The organism is Dysosmobacter acutus, from assembly GCF_018919205.1.
GTDB lineage: Bacteria > Bacillota > Clostridia > Oscillospirales > Oscillospiraceae > Oscillibacter > Oscillibacter acutus.
Genome location: NZ_JAHLQN010000001.1, coordinates 2,798,534 through 2,816,669, shown reverse-complemented (window position 1 = coordinate 2,816,669; position 18,136 = coordinate 2,798,534). Strand labels below are relative to the sequence as shown.

Here is an 18,136-nt window from a genome sequence, read left to right as displayed (position 1 = left end):
CGCCCCGCGCAGACCCGGATATGGGCGATGGTCAGCAGATGTAAAAAGGGAGGCAATAATGGCTAAGTACATATTCAAGAGAATCCTGATGATGATTCCCGTTTTGCTGGCGGTGTCCTTTGTTGTATTTACATTGCTCTATATCACGCCCGGCAATCCGGCGGAATACATGCTGGGCGTGGAGGCCACGGATGAGACGGTGGCCCAGCTGGAAGAGGAACTGGGGCTGGACCAGCCCTTCTTTGTCCGGTACTTCAACTATCTCAAGGGGATCGTGACCGAGTTTGACTTCGGCATTTCCTATACCACCCGCCGTTCGGTCAGTGTGGAGCTGATAGACCGCCTGCCGAATACCATTATCCTGGCGGCGCTGGGGGTGCTGGTTTCGGCGGTCGTTGGCATTACGGCTGGCATCATCGCGGCCACAAAGCAGTACACCATTTTCGACAACCTGGCCACGGTGGTTGCCCTGACCGGCGTATCCATGCCGACTTTCTGGCTGGGCCTGATGCTGATGATTTTGTTCTCGCTCAATCTGAAATGGCTGCCCCCATCGGGGTTTGACACGCCCCTTCACTGGATCTTGCCGGTATGCACGATCGGCCTTTGCTCCTCTGCCAATATCATGCGTCAGACCCGCTCCGCCATGCTGGAGGTCATCCGCCAGGACTACATCACCACGGCCAGGGCGAAAGGACAGTCTGAGCGCGTGATCATTATAAAGCACGCGCTGAAAAACGCGATGATCCCGGTGCTGACGGTCCTGGGGCTTTCGTTTGGGTCCTTGTTAGGCGGAGCCATCATGGTGGAATCCATTTTCTCCATTCCGGGACTTGGCAAGCTGATGCTGGACGCGCTGACCGCGAAGAACTACCCGATGGTCCAGGGAGGCGTGCTGCTCATCGCCCTGTGCTTTGCGGTGGTCAATCTGCTGGTGGATATCCTCTACGCCTTTGTGGACCCCCGCATCCGCTCCCAGTACAGCGGCGGCAAGAAGAAAAAAACCGCGCAGGAGGTGCCCTATGATGAGGAGTAGTACTGTGGAAAAGCCCAGAGAGGAAGAAGTGCTGCGCCGCGTCAGTTTTCTGGAGGAAACCTGGAAGAGCCTGAGAAAGAACCGGATGGCGATGCTTGGCCTGGTCATTATTGCGCTTGTGGTGCTCAGCTCCATCTTTGCGGGGGTCATAGCTCCTTACGGCGTGGACGATCAGAACCTGAAGGAGAAGTTTTTGTCCCCCTCTTTCCAGCACCTGTTCGGCACAGACAATTACGGCCGGGATATTTTCAGCCGCATTCTCTACGGCGGACGGATCTCCGTGGTGATCGGCGTGCTCTCCGCTATCCTCTCCGCTATTTTTGGCGCGCTGCTGGGGTCTTTGGCAGGCTATTACGGAGGGAAAACGGACAATATCGTGATGCGCTGCGTGGATGTGGTCATGGCAATCCCCAGCATGCTGCTGTCCATCGCCATTGTGGCGGCCCTGGGGAATACGGTGCAAAATGTGATCATTGCCGTTGCCATCGGCGCGGCCCCCTCCTGTGCCCGGGTGGTGCGGGCGTCCATTCTGTCCATCAAGGACCAGGAGTTTGTGGAGGCCGCCCACTCCATTGGGGGCAGCAACTACCGGATCATCCTGCACCATATCCTGCCCAACTGTATGGCTCCGCTGATCGTCAACACCACCATGAGCGTGGCCAATGCCATCCTCTGCGCGGCCTCGCTGAGCTTCGTGGGCCTGGGTGTGCAGCCGCCGTCCCCGGAGTGGGGCGCAATGCTGTCCGCAGCCCGTCCCTTTATCCGGGAGCATTGGTTCGTGGTGATTTTTCCCGGCCTTGCCATCATGGTGACGATTTTTGGTCTGAACCTGCTGGGCGATGGGCTGCGGGACGCGCTGGATCCCAGACTGAAGAAATGAGGGATAGGGTATGAACGGAGAGTATATGCTTTCCATCCGCGATCTGAGCGTGCGGTATGTGAAGGATAAGGACGTCATCTGTGCCGTCAACGAGCTGTCCCTGGACTTGCGGGCGGGGCAGACCCTGGGTCTGGTGGGAGAAACCGGCGCCGGGAAGACCACGACGGCCAAGGCGGTGATGGGCATCATCCCCAACCCCCCGGGCCAGGTGAGCAGCGGGGAAATCCTGTTTGAAGGGGAAGACCTGCTAAAAAAGAACAACCACCAGATGCGGAAGATCCGGGGCAAGGACATTGCCATGATCTTCCAGGACCCCATGACCGCCCTGAATCCGGTCATCGTGGTCGGAGAGCAGATCGCCGAGGTCATACGCCTCCACGACAAAGTGTCCAAGGCCGAGGCCAACAGGCGCGCGGTGGATATGCTCAAGCTGGTCGGTATCCCCGCAGAGCGCTTCAGCGAGTATCCCCACCAGTTTTCCGGCGGCATGAAACAGCGCGTGGTGATTGCCATTGCCCTGGCCTGCAACCCCAAGCTGCTGATTGCCGACGAGCCCACCACCGCCCTGGACGTGACCATTCAGGCCCAGGTTCTGGAGATGATGGCCGGGCTGAAAAAGAAGTTCAATACCTCCATGATCCTGATTACCCACGACTTGGGCGTGGTGGCCGAGGTCTGCGACCGAGTGGCCATCACCTATGCCGGCCGGGTTGTGGAGTCGGGCACACTGGAGGACATCTACGATCACGCAAAGCATCCCTACACCTTGGGGCTGTTTGGGTCCATCCCAAGTCTGGAGGAGGAGACGGAGCGGCTCCAGCCGATTGAGGGGCTGATGCCCGATCCGGCCCATCTGCCGCAAGGATGCGAATTCCACCCCAGATGCAGCCGCTGCATGGAGCAGTGCAGGACCATCCGGCCCGCGAATGTGGAAATTGCACCGGGGCATATGGTGAGATGCCACCTGTTCGACGGACAAGAGTAGGAGGAAGACGCGGTGGGTAGTATATTGTTGGAGGCGGTTGGCCTCAAAAAGTATTTTCAAACGCCCGGCGGACTGCTTCACGCGGTGGACAACGTCAGCTTCCAGCTGGAGAAGGGAAAGACTTTGGGCGTGGTCGGAGAGTCCGGCTGCGGCAAATCCACGCTGGGCCGGCTGCTGCTGCATCTGCTGCCGGCGACCGAAGGACGGATCCTGTATGAGGGCAGGGATGTTACCAGTCCGGCGCCGGCGGAGCTCCATGACCTGCGCCGGAAGATGCAGATGATTTTCCAGGACCCTTACTCGTCCCTGAACCCCAGGATGACGGTTGGACAGACCATTGGCGAGCCGCTGAAGATCTATCGCGTGCCGGGAGAGCAGCTGACCCAGGTTGAGCGGCTGATGGAGACGGTGGGGCTGGCCAGACGGTTTTACAACGCCTATCCCCATGAGCTGGACGGAGGGCGCAGGCAGCGCATCGGCATCGCCCGGGCTCTGGCGCTCAACCCCCAGTTCGTCGTCTGTGATGAGCCGGTCTCGGCTCTGGATGTGTCCATTCAGGCCCAGATATTAAACCTGATGCAGGACCTGCAGGCGGAGCGGGAACTGACGTATGTGTTCATCACCCACGACCTTTCCGTGGTGAAGCATATCTCAGATGATATCGTGGTGATGTACCTTGGACAGATTGTGGAGCGATGCCCCACCAAAGAGCTGTTCAAGACCCAGCTCCATCCCTATACCAAGGCGCTGCTGTCCGCGATCCCCCGGGCCAGCATCCATAAAAAAAGCGAGCGGATCCTGCTGAAGGGAGAGATTTCCTCCCCCATCAATCCCGGCAAAAAGTGCCGCTTTGCGGCGCGGTGCAACTATGCGACTGAGGAATGCTTTGACAAGGAGCCCAGGACTGAGGAGATCACCCCGGGCCACTTTGTGGCCTGCCACCATTGCCGGAGAATCAATGGCCTGCCCTGCGGATGCAGATAGGCGGCAGAATAAACAGAAAGGGCGGAGAAAACATGGCACAGTGCTTTTTAAAACAGGCCCGCATTGTGGACGGCACCGGAGCAAACGCGGTGGAGGACGGCATTCTGGTCTATGAGAAGCCGGAGGGAAAGCGGAGAGACGGAAAGATTCTCTACGCCGGTAAAGAAGCCGGCTGCCCCTTTCAGCCCCAGTCCGGGGACGAGGTTATGGACCTGCCGGGCTACACGCTCCTTCCGGGACTGTTTAACGTACATACCCATCTCTATTCCATGGACAGCGGCGGGTATGAAACACCCAGCCTCACGCTGCTGTACTTCCGCCATTTGGCGGAGTCCCTCTTTGCCGGCGTCACGACGGTGCGCACGGTGGGCGGGTCCGACAACATCGACGTCTGCCTGCGGGACGCCATACAGGCCGGCATGGTCTGGGGCCCCAGGCTGATCACCTGCGGCTCGCCCATTCTGCCCCACGGGGGCCACTGCTTCCGCACCAGAGGCGGCGTATGCTGCAGCGGGCCGGACGAGTTTGTGCGCGCCGCCCGCACGGAAATGAGCAGAGGCGTGGATCAAATCAAGCTTTACTACTCAGGCGGCGCCGGCGGAACGGCCCGGGAGGGCATGTTCAATAAGCACATTCTGGACGCGGAAGGACAGGCGGTGTGCGAGGTCAGCCATATGAATGGAAAGATCGTCTCCGCCCATTTGAGCAATGACGCGGCGGTGCGCTCCGCCGTAAGGTGCGGTGTGGATTCCGTGGAGCACGCCTACCGGATCGACCGGGAGACGGCCCGGATGATGGCGGAGCACAATGTGTTTTATGTACCGACGCTGACCATCACGGACGTGGAGTCCTTTGAGGAGTACAGTGAGATTTTGAGCAAGGGCGTGACAGAGCGGCTGGCGGCCGCTCACCCGGCCCATATGGAAAGCGCCCGGTACGCGGTGGAGGCCGGTGTGAAAAAAATCTGCACAGGGACGGACACCCTGCCCTCCGACCGGTTTGGCGGCACGTTTGCCATCACCCACGAGGTGGAGCTGCTGACACAGGTGGGGCTGACCCCGCTGGAGGCCATCCGGGCGGCAACCGCCACCAGTGCGGAGCTGTGCGGGGTGGAGGGTGAGACCGGGGCGCTGAAAGCGGGGCTGGCCGGGGACATTCTTGCGGTCCGGGGAAAGCCCGACCAGCGGATTTCCGATCTGCGGAATCTGGAGATGGTCATTCATGAGTGCCGCACGGTATGGAGCAAGGTTCCCGGATTTGAAAAGGAGAAGGCCTTCTGGCCCGGGGTGCCCGGGGAAACGGAGCCCATGGGGCTGGGCGTCAACTGGAGCGTAGAGTGAAAACGGGAGGGAACGCCAATGACAATGACTCAGGCGGTGGAGCGGCTGTATCGCATTCAGCGGGAATTGCAGGCCTATCGCAATGTCCGCGGCCTGCTTTATCATGACGCCTCCACAGCGGCGCCGGGTAAATCGGCGGCCAGCCGGGGCCAGACCCTTGCAGTGATGGAACAGGCCAGCGCGCGCATTCTGTGTTCAGGGGAGTGCAGGGAGCTTTTGGCCTATCTGACCCCCAGGGCGGAGGAACTCCCGCGGCGGGAGCGGCGGATGGTCCAGCTCATGGACCGGGAGCGGCGCTGGCGCGACGCGGTTCCGGAGGAGGAATATCTGTCGTTTCAAAAGCTGCTGGCGGTCTCCTTTGAGATCTGGGCCCATGCCAAGGAAGCCGATGACTTCTCCATGCTGGAACCCTTTCTGGAACAGGTATTTGCTGCCTGCCGCCGCATTTCCGCCTGGGCTGCGCCGGATCGGCCCCCGCTGGACGTCTGGCTGGACCGGTATGAGGCCGGACTGACCGTGGAGCGCTGCGACCGCTTTTTCGATGTGCTGCGCACCGGACTGGTGCCGCTTTTAAAGCGGATATCCGCAGCGGAGCCGGAGGGCCCGGAGGCGGAGTATCCGCTGGAGGCGCAGAGGCTGCTGTCCCACCGGATCATGGACTTGATGGGAATTGACCGGAACCACTGCGCATTGTCTGAATCGGCGCATCCCGGGACCACGGGCTTGACAAAGTATGATGTGCGGATCACGACCAGATACCAGAAAAACCAATTTGCACCGGGCCTGTTCATGGTGATGCACGAGGGCGGCCACGCCCTCTACGAGCTGCACACAGCGGATGAAGACGCCTTCACCTGCCTTGGCGCCTTTGCCTCCATGGCTGTTCACGAGAGCCAATCCCGGTTTTACGAGAACCTGGTGGGCCACAGCCGCCCGTTTCTGACTTTCCTCGCCCCTGTTTTGCAGGAGTATTTTCCGCAGCAGCTTGGGGGAATGGACGAGGAACAGATTTACCGCTCCGTCAACTGCGTGCGGAAAACGCCCATCCGCATGGAGGCGGACGAACTGACCTACCCGCTCCATATTATGATCCGCCATGAGATAGAAAAACGGATCTTCAGCGGCGAGCTGCGGGTAAAGGAGCTGCCGCAGGCTTGGAACGACCTCTACAGGGAGTACCTTGGGGTTGAGGTCCGCTCAGACCGAGAGGGAGTTTTGCAGGACTGCCACTGGGCCTATGGTTCGATTGGATACTTCCCTTCCTACGCCCTGGGCAATGCCTACGGAGCGCAGCTGATGCAGGCGATGAAGCGGGAGATCGATGTGGACCGCTGCCTGCGGGAGGGGGACCTGGTTCCTGTCAACGGCTGGCTTGAGGAGAAGATCTGGCGCCACGGGGCCAGATATGAACCGGAGCAGCTGCTGGAATCGGCGTGGGGCGGGACATTCGACCCCGGTGTCTACCTGCGGTATTTGGAACAGAAGTACTTGAATCTCTCCTGTGCACAGTGAGCCGCTGGACGTGATGGGAAATCCATCAACTAAATTGGTTAAAAATCATATCTAATTTATATCAAAATCCCCAAAAATGATAAAATAGGTAACATATATAATTAAAATAGAAAGGAAGCAGCAAAAATGAAAACAAGAGAAGTAGCGTTTTATTCCATGGGAGAAAAAGTTTTGGGTACGATTTACCTGCCGGATTCAATTGAGGAGGGGGAAAAGCTCCCCTGCGTGATCCCCTGCTCCGGTATCACTGGACTCAACGCACTGTATCCGGCGCTGATCGCACGGCTTCTGACGAAGAGCGGCTACGCCTGCCTGGGGTTTGACTATCGGGGTTGGGGCCCCAGCGAGGGAAAGCCTGGCTATACGACCTATTGTGGGGAATATGAGGACATCGTTGCGTCGTACGTCTTTGCCCGGCAGCAGCCGGAGATTGACGGGAACAACATCAGCCTGTTCGGATGGGGCATGGCGGCCCCCATCTGCATCCGCGTGGCGGCGGACATCCCGCAGATCAAAAGTGTGGCCTGTGGAAACGGATACTATAACGGTGAGCGTATGCTGCGGGTGTCCCTGTCCCGCACAGAGATGGAGGAGCGGCTGAAAAAGGCGGAGGAAGAGCGTGTCAAACGGGCTTTGACCGGAACAGGGGAGATGACAAACATCTACAACTTCTCCACCCCTGCTGAGGACAGCGGTGCGCGTTCGGGCTACTTTGAAGATACGCTGAGCATCACAAGGGAATTGACAGATGTTTTGGAAAAATGCTATGGAGAGGGCGGCAAAAACTATCCGCCTGCCCACAGCTGGCATTTCTTTGACCAGACGCTGCGGCTGGACGCGGAGGAGTATGTAAAAAAGGTGGCGCCCAGAGGATTGTTTATCGCGGGAAGCGTGAGGGATGCGGCCTATTCCTACTATGAGAGCGAATGCATTTACAAGGCGGCGGGTGAGGGAAGGGTGCTTTACACCGTGGATGGCACCCATAACGACTGGATGTTTGACGACCATCCGGAATTTTTGAAATTCGGCGATGCGCTGGTCAGGTTCTATGACGCCTATATGAAGTGATCCCTTAAGATGAGTATGCTCCAAATAGCGGCCCTAACCGGCGCGCCGGACAGCAGATACGCGGAGGCGGCGCGCCGGCTGGTCCGGGGCGCATACGATCTCCACGTGCATACCAGCCCCTCCCATTTCCCCCGGGCTCTGGATGATTTTGCGTTGATTGAAGAGGCGGAAGAGATTGGTATGGCGGGCGTATTGATCAAAAGCCACTATGAACCCACGGCGGCCCGGGCAGAGATAGTAAACCGGCACAGCGGGAAACAGGTGACAGCATTCGGCGGCGTGGCGCTGAATTGGCCGGTTGGGGGCTTAAACCCCTACGCTGCGCAGAGCGCCCTTGCAATGGGAGCCGCCGTGGTCTGGATGCCCACCCGGGACGCGGAGAATTGCCTGCGGTTTGGAAACATGCCCGGTGACTTTTTCACCCGTCCCGGCATCACCATTTTGGAGGAGACTGGTAAGATCCGGCCGGAAGTATATGCGATTCTGGAGACGGTCAGGTCATATGACGCCTGCCTGGCGACAGGCCATCTGTCCGCGGAGGAGTCGGCCCGGCTGTGCCGGGAGGGGATTGCCATGGGCGTGCGGATGGTGCTGACCCATCCGGAGTGGCGCCGCACGACTGTGCCCATTGAAACACAGATAGAAATGGCCCAGCTGGGCGTGCTGATCGAAAAAAACTGGTATAACGCAGTGGATGGCTCCGTTTCCGTGGAACAGTTGGCGGCACATCTGGACGCCCTTCCCTGTGGAAGCGTCTTCCTTGCAACCGACCGGGGACAGGCAGATGGGGGTCGGCCTGCCAAGGAGTTCCTGTCCGCCTTGGAGCATATGCTCCGGTGCGGTGTGGAAGAGGCGCGGCTTGAGGCCGCGGTTCGGCTCACGCCCAGGCTTGTATTGGGGCCCATGGGCGATGGCACGGAGAGAGGGCGGGCCGCTGGCGAAAGAAACGGATAGGCGAATCTTCGGCCAGGTAATCATAGCGCAATGGAAAAGCGGACCGGGGGGCAAAATGCCCTCCGGTCCGCTTTCTGAAAAAGAAAACGCCGTCCGCCTGCCAAGAGCAGGCGGACGGCCGAAAAGACCGCGGCAGCAAGACTTACTGGAGAATATTCAGCACCAGGGTCAGCACGATAAAGACGGCGCCCACCCACTTGGTGGCGCGGGCCAGTTTGGCGTCCATGGTCTTTGCCTGGTTTTTTGCCATGAAGGAATCGGCCACACCGCCGATGCTGCCGGACAGGCCGGCACTCTTACCGGACTGGAACAGGACAATCAGAGTAATGGCCAGGCCGCAGAGCAATTGAAGAATCGTAATTGCCAAAGTCATAATGGATAACCCTCCAAAAATTTTAATCCATGCGCGAACGCAGACATATCACAGACTTAAATGTTACCATAGAAAACCTTGATTTTCAAGTGGGAAAAGCAGTTTTTTTCAGATTTTTGGGAACAGGCTGAAAAGTTTCTTGCCTCACATGAAACAAATGTTTGCTTTTTTGGCGCGGCTGTGGTACACTGAAAAAAAAGATACGGGAGGTAGTCGGATGCCGGTGCTTTCTAAGATGCAGCAGAAGATTTACGATTTTATAGAAACCTTTGTTCAGGACCAGGGCTATCCACCCTCCGTGCGGGAGATTGGCGACGCCGTTGGTTTAAAGTCACCCTCCACGGTCCACTTTCATCTGAAGCATCTGGAGGAATTAGGAGTCCTGCAAAAAAGCGCGGGCAAGGGACGGGCCCTGACGCTGGTCGCCCCTCCGAAAAAGAAAGAGGAGCCCCCGGCCCTGGAGGCAGCCATGCGCCTCCGGGAGGAACCGGAAAACCAGATTCCCATTGTGGGCAATGTGGCGGCCGGCAGCCCGATTTTGGCGGAGCAGTGCATTGAGGATTATTTAACCTTTGACACCGGCGGCCGGGGCGATGCGTGCTTTGCCCTGCGGGTGCGGGGTGAATCCATGATCAATGCCGGCATATTAGACGGGGATCTGGTGGTGGTACGCCAGCAGCCGGACGCCGCCAATGGGGAGATCGTGGTGGCGCTCCTGGAGGATGAGGCCACGGTCAAGCGGCTGAGCCGGAAGAACGGACAGACCTGGCTGCTGCCGGAAAATGAGGCCTATCAGCCCATTGACGGGACATATGCCCGGATTTTGGGCAAGGTCACGGCGGTTGTGCGCCGGTATTGATTGAGAAAAAGAGACAGGGGAGTCCCCCTGTCTCTTTTGCGCTCTCTTGACCCGGCAAGCGGCTATTGAGCCAGGTGGATGGTCCACTCCTCCAGGCCGTAGAAGGGATCGGAGGCGGTGGGCGAGAGGCCCTCCACCACATCGGCCTGCGTCAGGACGGAGGTGGTTTTGAAGCACACCGGCAGGATCGGGGCCTGATATTGGAGGTGGCGGCAGAGGGCCTCCATGGCGCTCTGGCGGTCGGCAGCCGCGCCGTAGGCGCTCAGCATCTGGTCTGTCGTAATGTCGCTGTAGCGGCCGTAGTTCAGTGTGCCGCCTGTCCCTATCAGGGAGGAGAGGTCCCAGTCCGGGCTGAGGCGGACCTCCCCATAGTAGAGATCGAACTGTCCGGCCGAGAGGGCCGCGGTAAACTCCTCCCAGGGCAGCGCTTCCACCTCCACGGTCAGATCGTGGACGGACAGTGAGGTGGCGATATACCTGGCCACCGACACCTTAAAGGGATTCTCCCCGTTGACCAGCATGGTCAGCGTGTGGTGGTTTCCGCTGTTCAATCCGGCCGTATTCAGGGCCGACTCAAAGTCCTCATAGGAGTAGGAGCGTTCTAAGTTGGTAGGATAGAGGCTGGAAACCGGGGAGATGGGGAACTGGGCCGGTGTGCCGTGGCCGGACAAAAAGGCGCTGACCGCCGTGGAGCGGTTGATTCCAAGGCCCAGCGCCCGGCGCACAGCCGCGTTGGAGAGCAGGGTATGGGCGGTATTCAGCCCCACATACTGAAAGATAGTGGTGTCGGCGCTGCTGAAAGTGATGCTGCCCGTGGTGCTGATGGTCTTGGAGCCGGTGAGATCGGCGGTAATGAGCTGAATCTCGTGGGAGGTGAACTGATAGAGCGTGGTGTCCATGTCCGGGGACTCCACCAGTTCAATCCGCTCCACCGGAGCGGATTTACCACCCCACCAGGCGGGATTCGCCCGGAGATAGGGGCCGTTTTCATCGGTCATATAGTGGTAGGGCCCGGTGCCCAAGGGTACTGTGTTCTCTTCCGTGCCATGCTTGACGATGGGGATGTCCAACAACGAGGGCAGGGAGGTGTTGGCGGAGGAGAGCACCACCGTCACCACGCTGCCGCTGCCCGTGATGGAGGCGACATCGTCAAAGCGGGCGGCGTAGCGGGCCGAGGTGCGGGCGCGGTTCAGCTGGGCGGCCACATCCGCGCCGGTGAGCTCGGAGCCGTCGCTGAAGGTCACCCCGGTACGCAGGGTAAAGGTAAAGGTCAGCTTTTCGGCATTGTAGCTGAACTCGTCGCAGAGGGATTTCTGGGGCGAGAAGGTCTCGTCCAGGCGAAAAAGCCCCTCGTACAGCAAAGAACCCACCGTCTGCTGGATTCCGTCGGCGCATGTGATGGGATCCAGTGTCTGATCCGGAAGATAGGGCAGCGCGAACTGCTCCGGCAGGGCCGCGGGTTCCTCCGTCTCCGGAGGTTCCTCGCTGGAGTCAATGACAGTGGTGTCGCCGGGCAGCACCTCTCCTTCGCTCCAGCAGCCGCTGAGCAAAAGAACCACTGCCAGAGCGACGGCGCTCAGACGGATTCGTCTCATGATATTCCTCCAAAGAAAGGGCGGCAGGAGAAAAGACTCCCTGCCGCCCGGCTTGTCAATTCAGCGCGATCATGGCCGCCTGAGCGCCCCGGACGTTTCCAACCTTGCGGTAAGACCAGAAGAGGTCTGTCCGGCACGCGGTGCACAGATCGCAGATGTCCACCTGGCCGGAGGGCACGCCCAGGTCCAGAAGCCACCTGGCGTTGAGTCCCTTCAGGTCCACATGCCACTTTGGGCCCCGGCGCTGGAAAAAGGACTCGGCCTCCATGCCAAAGGCAGAGCGCATGGCCTGGGGGACGTCGTCGTCGGTTTCAAAGCAACACTGGCCGATGGAGGGGCCGAAGGCGGCGCGCAGATTCTCCGGCTTTGCGCCGTAGACGCGGCCCAGCTCCAAAGCGGTTTTGCGGAGGATTCCGTTGGCCACGCCCCGCCATCCGGCGTGGACGGCGCCCACGCATCTTGTGACGGGGTCATAGAGGAGGGCGGTGCCGCAATCGGCGGAGAAGACCGCCAGTGCAAGGCCCGGCACATTGGTGATGATGGCGTCGGTGAGGTAGTCCCGCTCCCGGAACAGCCCCTTGCCCGCGTCCTCCTCCGAGGCGATCAGCACATGGTCCTCGTGGACCTGGCGGGAGAGGACCGTGCGTCCGGCGTCCACGCCGATGGTGCCGCAGAACCGGCGGTAATTTTCCAGCACATGGCCCATGTCGTCGCCCCGGCCCACCCCTAAGTTCAGGCTGTCCCAGGGCGGAACGCTGACGCCGCCCAGGCGGGTGGAAAAGCCGTGGGCGATTCCGCCGCAGCGGTCCAACAGGGGAGAGGTGAGATAGGTGAGCTGCCCCACCGTGCGATTGGTAAAGGTCATAGGCGCCTCCTGATCGAAGTCTGCGCCCAGGATCACCGGCCGCAGCAGTTCTTGTACTTCTTGCCGCTGCCGCAGGGGCAGGGATCGTTGCGTCCAATCTTCTGGACCTTGCGGGGCTGCTTCTTGGGCGCGGTGCCGTCGCCGCCCACATTTTCCACCATGCCCTTGGCCACGCGCTCACGCTTGACCTCCTCGTTGCTCTTGAGGCGCACGGAGTAGAGGCGCCGCACCGTCTCCTCCTGAATGGCGGCGATCATCTCCTCGAACATGCTGAGGGACTCCTGCTTGTAGGCGATGACCGGGTCCACGTTGCCGTAAGCCCGCAGGCGGATGCCCTGCTTCAGGTCGTCCATGGCGTCGATGTGCTCCATCCAGTACTCATCCACCACACGGAGCATGACCACGCGCTCCAGCTCCCGCATGATGGGAGAGGTGATCTCCTGCTCCTTTTGCTCGTAGTAGCGGGCGGCCTCCGACTGGAAGAGCTCGATGAAGTCCTGGGCGGTCTTGTCGGCGATGTCCTCCTCGCCCAGCTTCACGGCGTACTTGGGGAAGTAGGTGCCCTCCAGGCCGCGGAGCATCTCCCGGTAGCCGGCGATGTCCAGGGCGGACTGCTCGCCGAAGGCGTGGTTGACGTGATTTTCAATGGCGGTGGAGACCATGCCCTGGATGATGGGTTGGATGTCCATGCCGTCCAGGACCTTCTGACGCTGAGAGTATATGATCTCACGCTGCTTGTTCATGACATCGTCGTACTCCAGCACCGACTTACGGGACTGGAAGTTGCGGGACTCCACGGTGGTCTGGGCGTTTTCAATGGCGCGGGTGAGCATCTTGCTCTCAATGGGGGTATCCTCGTCCAGGTCCACCTTCTCCATCATGGCCTGGATGCGCTCACCGCCGAACAGGCGCATCAGGTCGTCCTCCAGGGAGATATAGAACCGGGTCTCACCGGGGTCGCCCTGGCGGCCGGCGCGGCCGCGGAGCTGGTTGTCGATGCGGCGGGAGTCGTGGCGCTCCGTGCCGATGATGAAGAGTCCGCCCGCGGCCCGGACCTGGTCCGCCTCCGCGTCGATCTCCTGCTTGTGGGCGGCCATGCGCTCGGAATAGAGCTTGCGGGCCTCCAGAATCTCTTCGTTGTCGGTCTCGGCGTAGCCGGTGGCATCGGCAATTACCTCGTCGCTGAAGCCGGCCTTGCGCAGGTCCGCCTTGGAAAGGTACTCGGCGTTGCCGCCCAGCATGATGTCGGTGCCGCGGCCGGCCATGTTGGTGGCCACGGTGACGGCGCCGAACTTGCCGGCCTGGGCCACGATCTCCGCTTCCTTCTCATGGTTTTTGGCGTTGAGCAGATTGTGGGGGATGCCCTCTTTGACCAGCATCTTGGAGAGATTTTCGTTTTTCTCAATGGACACGGTGCCCACCAGAACGGGCTGGCCCTTGGCGTGGCATTCCTTGATCTGGCTGATGACCGCCCGGTATTTGCCGTTTTCGGTCTTATAGACCACATCCTCATTGTCCACGCGGGCGTTGGGACGGTTGGTGGGCACCTCGATGATGTCTAAGTTGTAGATGGTGGCGAACTCCTCCTGCTCCGTGAGGGCCGTACCGGTCATACCGGAGAGCTTGCGGTAGAGGCGGAAGTAGTTCTGGAAGGTGATGGTGGCCAGGGTCTTGCTCTCCCGTGCCACGGTGACGTGCTCCTTGGCCTCGATGGCCTGGTGCAGTCCCTCGGAGTAGCGGCGGCCGAACATCAGACGGCCGGTGAACTCATCGACGATGATGACCTCGCCGTCCTTCACCACATAGTCGATGTCCTTCTTCATCACGCCATGGGCCTTGATGGCCTGGTTGACGTGGTGGGCCAGGGTGGAATTCTCCGGGTCGGAGAGGTTGTCCACATGGAAAAACTCCTCCGCCTTGGAGATGCCCCGGGCGGTGAGCATGGCGGTGCGGGCCTTTTCATCCACGATGTAGTCGGCGTCGATGTCGGAGGCTTCCTCCTCCTTGTTGTCCACCTCGGTGACCACCTGCTTTTTCAGCCGGGCCACAAACATCTCCGCCATGTCGTAGAGCTGGGTGGACTTGTCGCCCATGCCGGAGATGATCAGCGGGGTGCGGGCTTCATCGATGAGGATGGAGTCCACCTCGTCCACGATGGCAAAGGAGTGGCCGCGCTGGACCTGCTCCTGGGCATAGATGGCCATGTTGTCCCGGAGGTAGTCGAAGCCCATCTCGTTGTTGGTGCCATAGGTGATGTCGGCGTCGTAGGCGGCTTTGCGCTGCTTGTTGTCCAGACCATGGATGATGAGGCCCACCTTGAGCCCCAAGAAGCGGTGGACTTTCCCCATCCACTCGCTGTCGCGCTTGGCCAGGTAGTCGTTGACGGTGACGATATGGACGCCGTTTCCGGACAGGGCGTTCAGATAAGCTGGCAGTGTGGCCACCAGAGTCTTGCCTTCACCGGTCTTCATCTCGGCGATGCGGCCCTGGTGCAAAACGATACCGCCCACCAGCTGTACCCGGTAGGGCCGCAGCCCCAGTACGCGGTCGGCGGCCTCGCGGACAGTGGCAAAGGCCTCGGGCAGAATATCGTCCAGCGTTTCCCCATTCTGGAGGCGCTCTTTGAACTGCGCGGTTTTTGCGCTGAGCTGTGCGTCGGTCAGGCCGCGGTATTCGTCTGCCATGGCCTCGATTTTATCCACAATGGGATAGATCTGCTTCAGCTCGCGGTCGCTGTAGGTGCCGAAGACTTTCCTGAAAAGACCCATTTTATGAAAACATCCTTTCCAATCCCGCTTGCGCGGGACAGAGTAATCAACAAATTTACTATTTTAATAGGTATCCGATAAAATAGCAAGTGTAGCATATCACAAGTTCCTGTAGAATGCAAAGAAAAATCGGGCATGGAGGAAAAAGTTCACAATTGAGAAAAGAATCCGTTCAGGGGCAGGGCCAGACTGCCGCTCTCGCCCCTGCGTACCTCGCCGGTAATGGTCAGCGTGTCCACCCGGCCGTCCTTCCACCCCGCGCGCACCTCGATGATGCCGCCCGGCTGGCGCAGGGCCACGGTATAGGGCGCGCCGGTGCGCTGGGCCAGATAGCAGCCGATGGCGGCGCTGCCGCTGCCGCAGCCGCGCTCCCACACAGAGGTATGGGTGGCGGCCACATAGACCAGTGGGGAGAATGAGAAGGCTTCCTCGTCAAAGAGCAGGATGCCGGCGGCGTCAGCCTTCAAAGCGGCGCACAGCAGCGCCGCGGCCTCCTCCGCCTGGGGGCGGGTGAACGCGCCGGCAGGCACGATGCAGTGAACGATGCCGGGGAAGAAGGCGGCGGGGCAGGAGAGCATCCGGTCCCCGGCCACCACGTCGATCTCCCGGATGTTCTCCGGCAGAGGCATGTCCACCGTGCCCAGACAGCACTCGGTCCCCATCTGCACATGGCAGGTCAGAATCCCGGATTCACCGGAGACCTCCATGGGGATATCCGCCGCGCCGCCGGGGGCCAAACCGTCCTCCCAGGCCAGCAGCGCGGCCAGGGCCATGGCGGCGTTGCCGCAGAACTCTCCGCCCATCATCTGCAGCCGGGCCCGGGCACCGCGCGCCGAAGCGCTCTCAAGGAATCCCACCTGCTCCGCGTCGGGGTTGCTGCGCAGCAGCAGCTGCGCCACCGCGGGCTGAGCGGAGCGGGGTACGGCGGTTCGGACCAGCAGCGTGGTGTTCTTGGTGGGGTCAAGGGTGATATAGGAAATCTCCATGGTGATCAGCGTCCTCCAGACATGCCTGTGGGGACCAGGCGAATTCGACTCTCTTTTCCAATATTTGCAGGAATTTTAAAATTATACTATAAGAGGGGAAAAAAGTCACGTACTCTTTCCGGAGGTCCCTTTTACCTTTTGTGTTGCTGAGATGCAACTTTGTCGATTTCACCAATAATCCTTATTGTGGACAGTTCAGTGGTATAGTAAAATAGAATTTGAAAGGAAGGATATTCAAATGAAAAAATATGAATATAAGGTAATCACGATTGCAACAGTTCTGGCTATGACTACAAAACAGTTTGAAAAGACGGCTCAGGAGTTTGAAACACATCTAAACGAGCTGGGGGCGGATGGCTGGGAGCTGGTTCAACGCATGGATAGTTTCTTTTTCTTTAAGAGAGCCGTTGAATAAATTTTAGAGTTATCGGGGAGCCACCAGTTTTAAGGCGACTCTCCTTTTTTGTCTATTTTAACAAATGATTTGGGGAATCGGACAGTAACAACACCAAAGGTAAAAGGGAGTTCCGGAGCGGCTGTGGCAAGCTGTAACTGTTTTTGGGAAGATTGTAACCGGATGTCGATTGAATTGTCTTTTGGAACATGGTACCATGGGCGCAAATCAAACCATAGAAAAAGATTTGGGGTGCATTGCGTTGACGATCAGAGGACATGGAAAGCGCGCGCTGCTCATGCTGATGGGATTAACCCTCTGCCTGACCTGTTTGAGCGGGTGCGGAACAGCCGGGCAGACGCCGCCCGGGGAGGAAAGCGGCTCCGCATCAGGTGAGACGCTGCCCGGGGAGGAGCCGGAGGATCAGGAGAAGACGCTCCCGGACGCGCTGCCATTGCAGTTCGTGTTTGCCAGCGGCGCCGGCGCGTGGGGAACCGCCCTTACGCTGGACCGGGACGGCTCCTTTGCAGGTGAGTACCGCGATTCCGATATGGGGGTGAGCGGCGGAGGGTATCCCAACGGCACGGTCTATATCTGTACGTTCAGCGGCCGGTTTGAAGAGATCGAACAGGTGGACGACACAACATACTCCATGAAGTTAGGTGAGATCAGCCTTGAAGACGAGCCGGGCAGGGAGTGGATCGAGGAGGGATTCCGGTATGTGGCCTCAGCCCCCTACGGAATAGAGGGCGGGGAGACCTTTTTCCTCTACACGCCGGATACGCCCCTTGACGATCTTCCGGAGGAGTTTCTGAGCTGGTGGCCCGACAACTGGCGGAAGGAGACGGACGGCTTGGACACCCTGGGCTGCTATGGAATTCACAACCAGGAGACGGATGACGGGTTCTTTGCCGCCGAATCAGGCAAAGGGCGTCCGACAGCGGCATACGACGCCAATGGGGACGGCGTCCTCCAGACATCAGAGTTTCCGGTGCCAACCGGCGAGGCCTTCGGGCTGGAGGGAGAGGACGCGGCGCTCTACAGCGCGGTGGCAGCTTACGCCATTGAACAGACGCCGGTTGATCCCAGGGACACCATGCTCATCCTGCCCTCTTTAAGGGTCTTTGGGGAATATGAGGGGGAAAACGGGGAAAAGAACTATGTCTGCGGCTTTTTAAAGCGGTATTACTATGACCTGGGAGCAGGCTTGGAAGACCCCCAAAATCCGGTATACAGCAGCAGCGGCGGGGCGGGAAACCCGGCCCGCGTCACACTCTCAGCGGATGGGATGCTGACGGACTTTCAGGAGACCTATGACGGCGCGGACAACACAGGGCGCATTGAGGAGCTGTGCGGCCCGCTCAGCGGCCTGGCGGACGCGCTGAACAGCGGGACGGAGCTGCCGGAGGGGGAGCGGGAGCTGACGCCAAGGGACGACACGCTGCTGCGGATGTATCTAAACTACTATTTTTCTGAAAATTGACGGGAACGGGGGAGGGGAGCCTCTCCCGTTTTCCATCGGCTGTGCAAACCGCGG

At 59.7% G+C, this 18,136-nt stretch carries 16 protein-coding genes; 11 read left to right on the top strand and 5 right to left on the bottom strand.

The features are described 5' to 3' along the window. The first annotated feature begins 58 nt into the window (after window positions 1-58). The 8 genes from nikB to KQI82_RS13695 all read left to right on the top strand — a co-directional run bounded on the left by nikB (window position 59) and on the right by KQI82_RS13695 (window position 8,759). Entirely contained in the window at window positions 59-1,036 is a 978-nt protein-coding gene (gene nikB / locus KQI82_RS13730) for a nickel ABC transporter permease (RefSeq protein ID WP_216633278.1), read from the top strand. 4 nt (window positions 1,037-1,040) lie between these two features. Further along, entirely contained in the window at window positions 1,041-1,916 is an 876-nt protein-coding gene (locus tag KQI82_RS13725) for an ABC transporter permease (RefSeq protein WP_338148984.1), read from the top strand. Between the two features lie 10 nt (window positions 1,917-1,926). Next, entirely contained in the window at window positions 1,927-2,901 is a 975-nt protein-coding gene (locus KQI82_RS13720) for an ABC transporter ATP-binding protein (RefSeq protein WP_216633276.1), read from the top strand. A 12-nt stretch (window positions 2,902-2,913) separates the two neighbouring features. Next, a complete protein-coding gene (locus tag KQI82_RS13715) occupies window positions 2,914-3,885 on the top strand; it encodes an ABC transporter ATP-binding protein (protein WP_216633275.1) in 972 nt (323 codons plus the stop codon). A 32-nt stretch (window positions 3,886-3,917) separates the two neighbouring features. Further along, entirely contained in the window at window positions 3,918-5,225 is a 1,308-nt protein-coding gene (locus KQI82_RS13710) for a metal-dependent hydrolase family protein (protein ID WP_216633274.1), read from the top strand. 18 nt (window positions 5,226-5,243) lie between these two features. Next, window positions 5,244-6,737 (top strand): carboxypeptidase M32, encoded by a 1,494-nt coding sequence (locus KQI82_RS13705; RefSeq protein ID WP_216633273.1) that lies wholly within the window; start codon window positions 5,244-5,246, stop codon window positions 6,735-6,737. A 156-nt stretch (window positions 6,738-6,893) separates the two neighbouring features. Next, complete coding sequence (locus tag KQI82_RS13700; RefSeq protein ID WP_216633272.1) at window positions 6,894-7,805, top strand: alpha/beta hydrolase; 912 nt, start codon at window positions 6,894-6,896, stop codon at window positions 7,803-7,805. Window positions 7,806-7,814: 9 nt separating this feature from the next. Further along, window positions 7,815-8,759, top strand: coding sequence for a DUF6282 family protein (locus KQI82_RS13695; protein WP_216633271.1), 945 nt, complete (start codon window positions 7,815-7,817; stop codon window positions 8,757-8,759). Between the two features lie 142 nt (window positions 8,760-8,901). On the opposite strand, the gene secG is transcribed toward KQI82_RS13695, so the two are convergent. Further along, the gene (gene secG, locus KQI82_RS13690; RefSeq protein WP_187333339.1) at window positions 8,902-9,132 is read right to left on the bottom strand and encodes a preprotein translocase subunit SecG; all 231 of its coding nucleotides are present in this window, start codon (window positions 9,130-9,132) and stop codon (window positions 8,902-8,904) included. Between the two features lie 217 nt (window positions 9,133-9,349). Here secG and lexA point away from each other — a divergent pair, with 217 nt between their 5' ends. Then, window positions 9,350-9,991, top strand: coding sequence for a transcriptional repressor LexA (gene lexA, locus KQI82_RS13685; RefSeq protein WP_216633270.1), 642 nt, complete (start codon window positions 9,350-9,352; stop codon window positions 9,989-9,991). A gap of 62 nt (window positions 9,992-10,053) precedes the next feature. On the opposite strand, the gene KQI82_RS13680 is transcribed toward lexA, so the two are convergent. From KQI82_RS13680 to KQI82_RS13665, 4 genes are all read right to left on the bottom strand, one after another. Further along, window positions 10,054-11,586 carry an ABC transporter substrate-binding protein gene (locus tag KQI82_RS13680; RefSeq protein ID WP_216633269.1) on the bottom strand — a complete coding sequence of 511 codons (1,533 nt, stop codon included), beginning with the start codon at window positions 11,584-11,586 and terminating at the stop codon, window positions 10,054-10,056. Between the two features lie 55 nt (window positions 11,587-11,641). Beyond that, window positions 11,642-12,451, bottom strand: a complete 810-nt coding sequence (gene pgeF, locus KQI82_RS13675; protein WP_216633268.1) for a peptidoglycan editing factor PgeF — start codon at window positions 12,449-12,451, stop codon at window positions 11,642-11,644. Window positions 12,452-12,483: 32 nt separating this feature from the next. Next, window positions 12,484-15,219, bottom strand: a complete 2,736-nt coding sequence (secA, locus tag KQI82_RS13670) for a preprotein translocase subunit SecA (RefSeq protein ID WP_216633267.1) — start codon at window positions 15,217-15,219, stop codon at window positions 12,484-12,486. A 149-nt stretch (window positions 15,220-15,368) separates the two neighbouring features. After that, window positions 15,369-16,205, bottom strand: coding sequence for a histidine racemase CntK family protein (locus tag KQI82_RS13665; protein WP_216633266.1), 837 nt, complete (start codon window positions 16,203-16,205; stop codon window positions 15,369-15,371). Window positions 16,206-16,443: 238 nt separating this feature from the next. Here KQI82_RS13665 and KQI82_RS13660 point away from each other — a divergent pair, with 238 nt between their 5' ends. Further along, window positions 16,444-16,620, top strand: a complete 177-nt coding sequence (locus KQI82_RS13660; RefSeq protein ID WP_216633265.1) for a DUF4177 domain-containing protein — start codon at window positions 16,444-16,446, stop codon at window positions 16,618-16,620. A 277-nt stretch (window positions 16,621-16,897) separates the two neighbouring features. Next, window positions 16,898-18,082, top strand: coding sequence for a hypothetical protein (locus KQI82_RS13655; RefSeq protein WP_216633264.1), 1,185 nt, complete (start codon window positions 16,898-16,900; stop codon window positions 18,080-18,082). The last annotated feature ends 54 nt before the right edge of the window (window positions 18,083-18,136 follow it).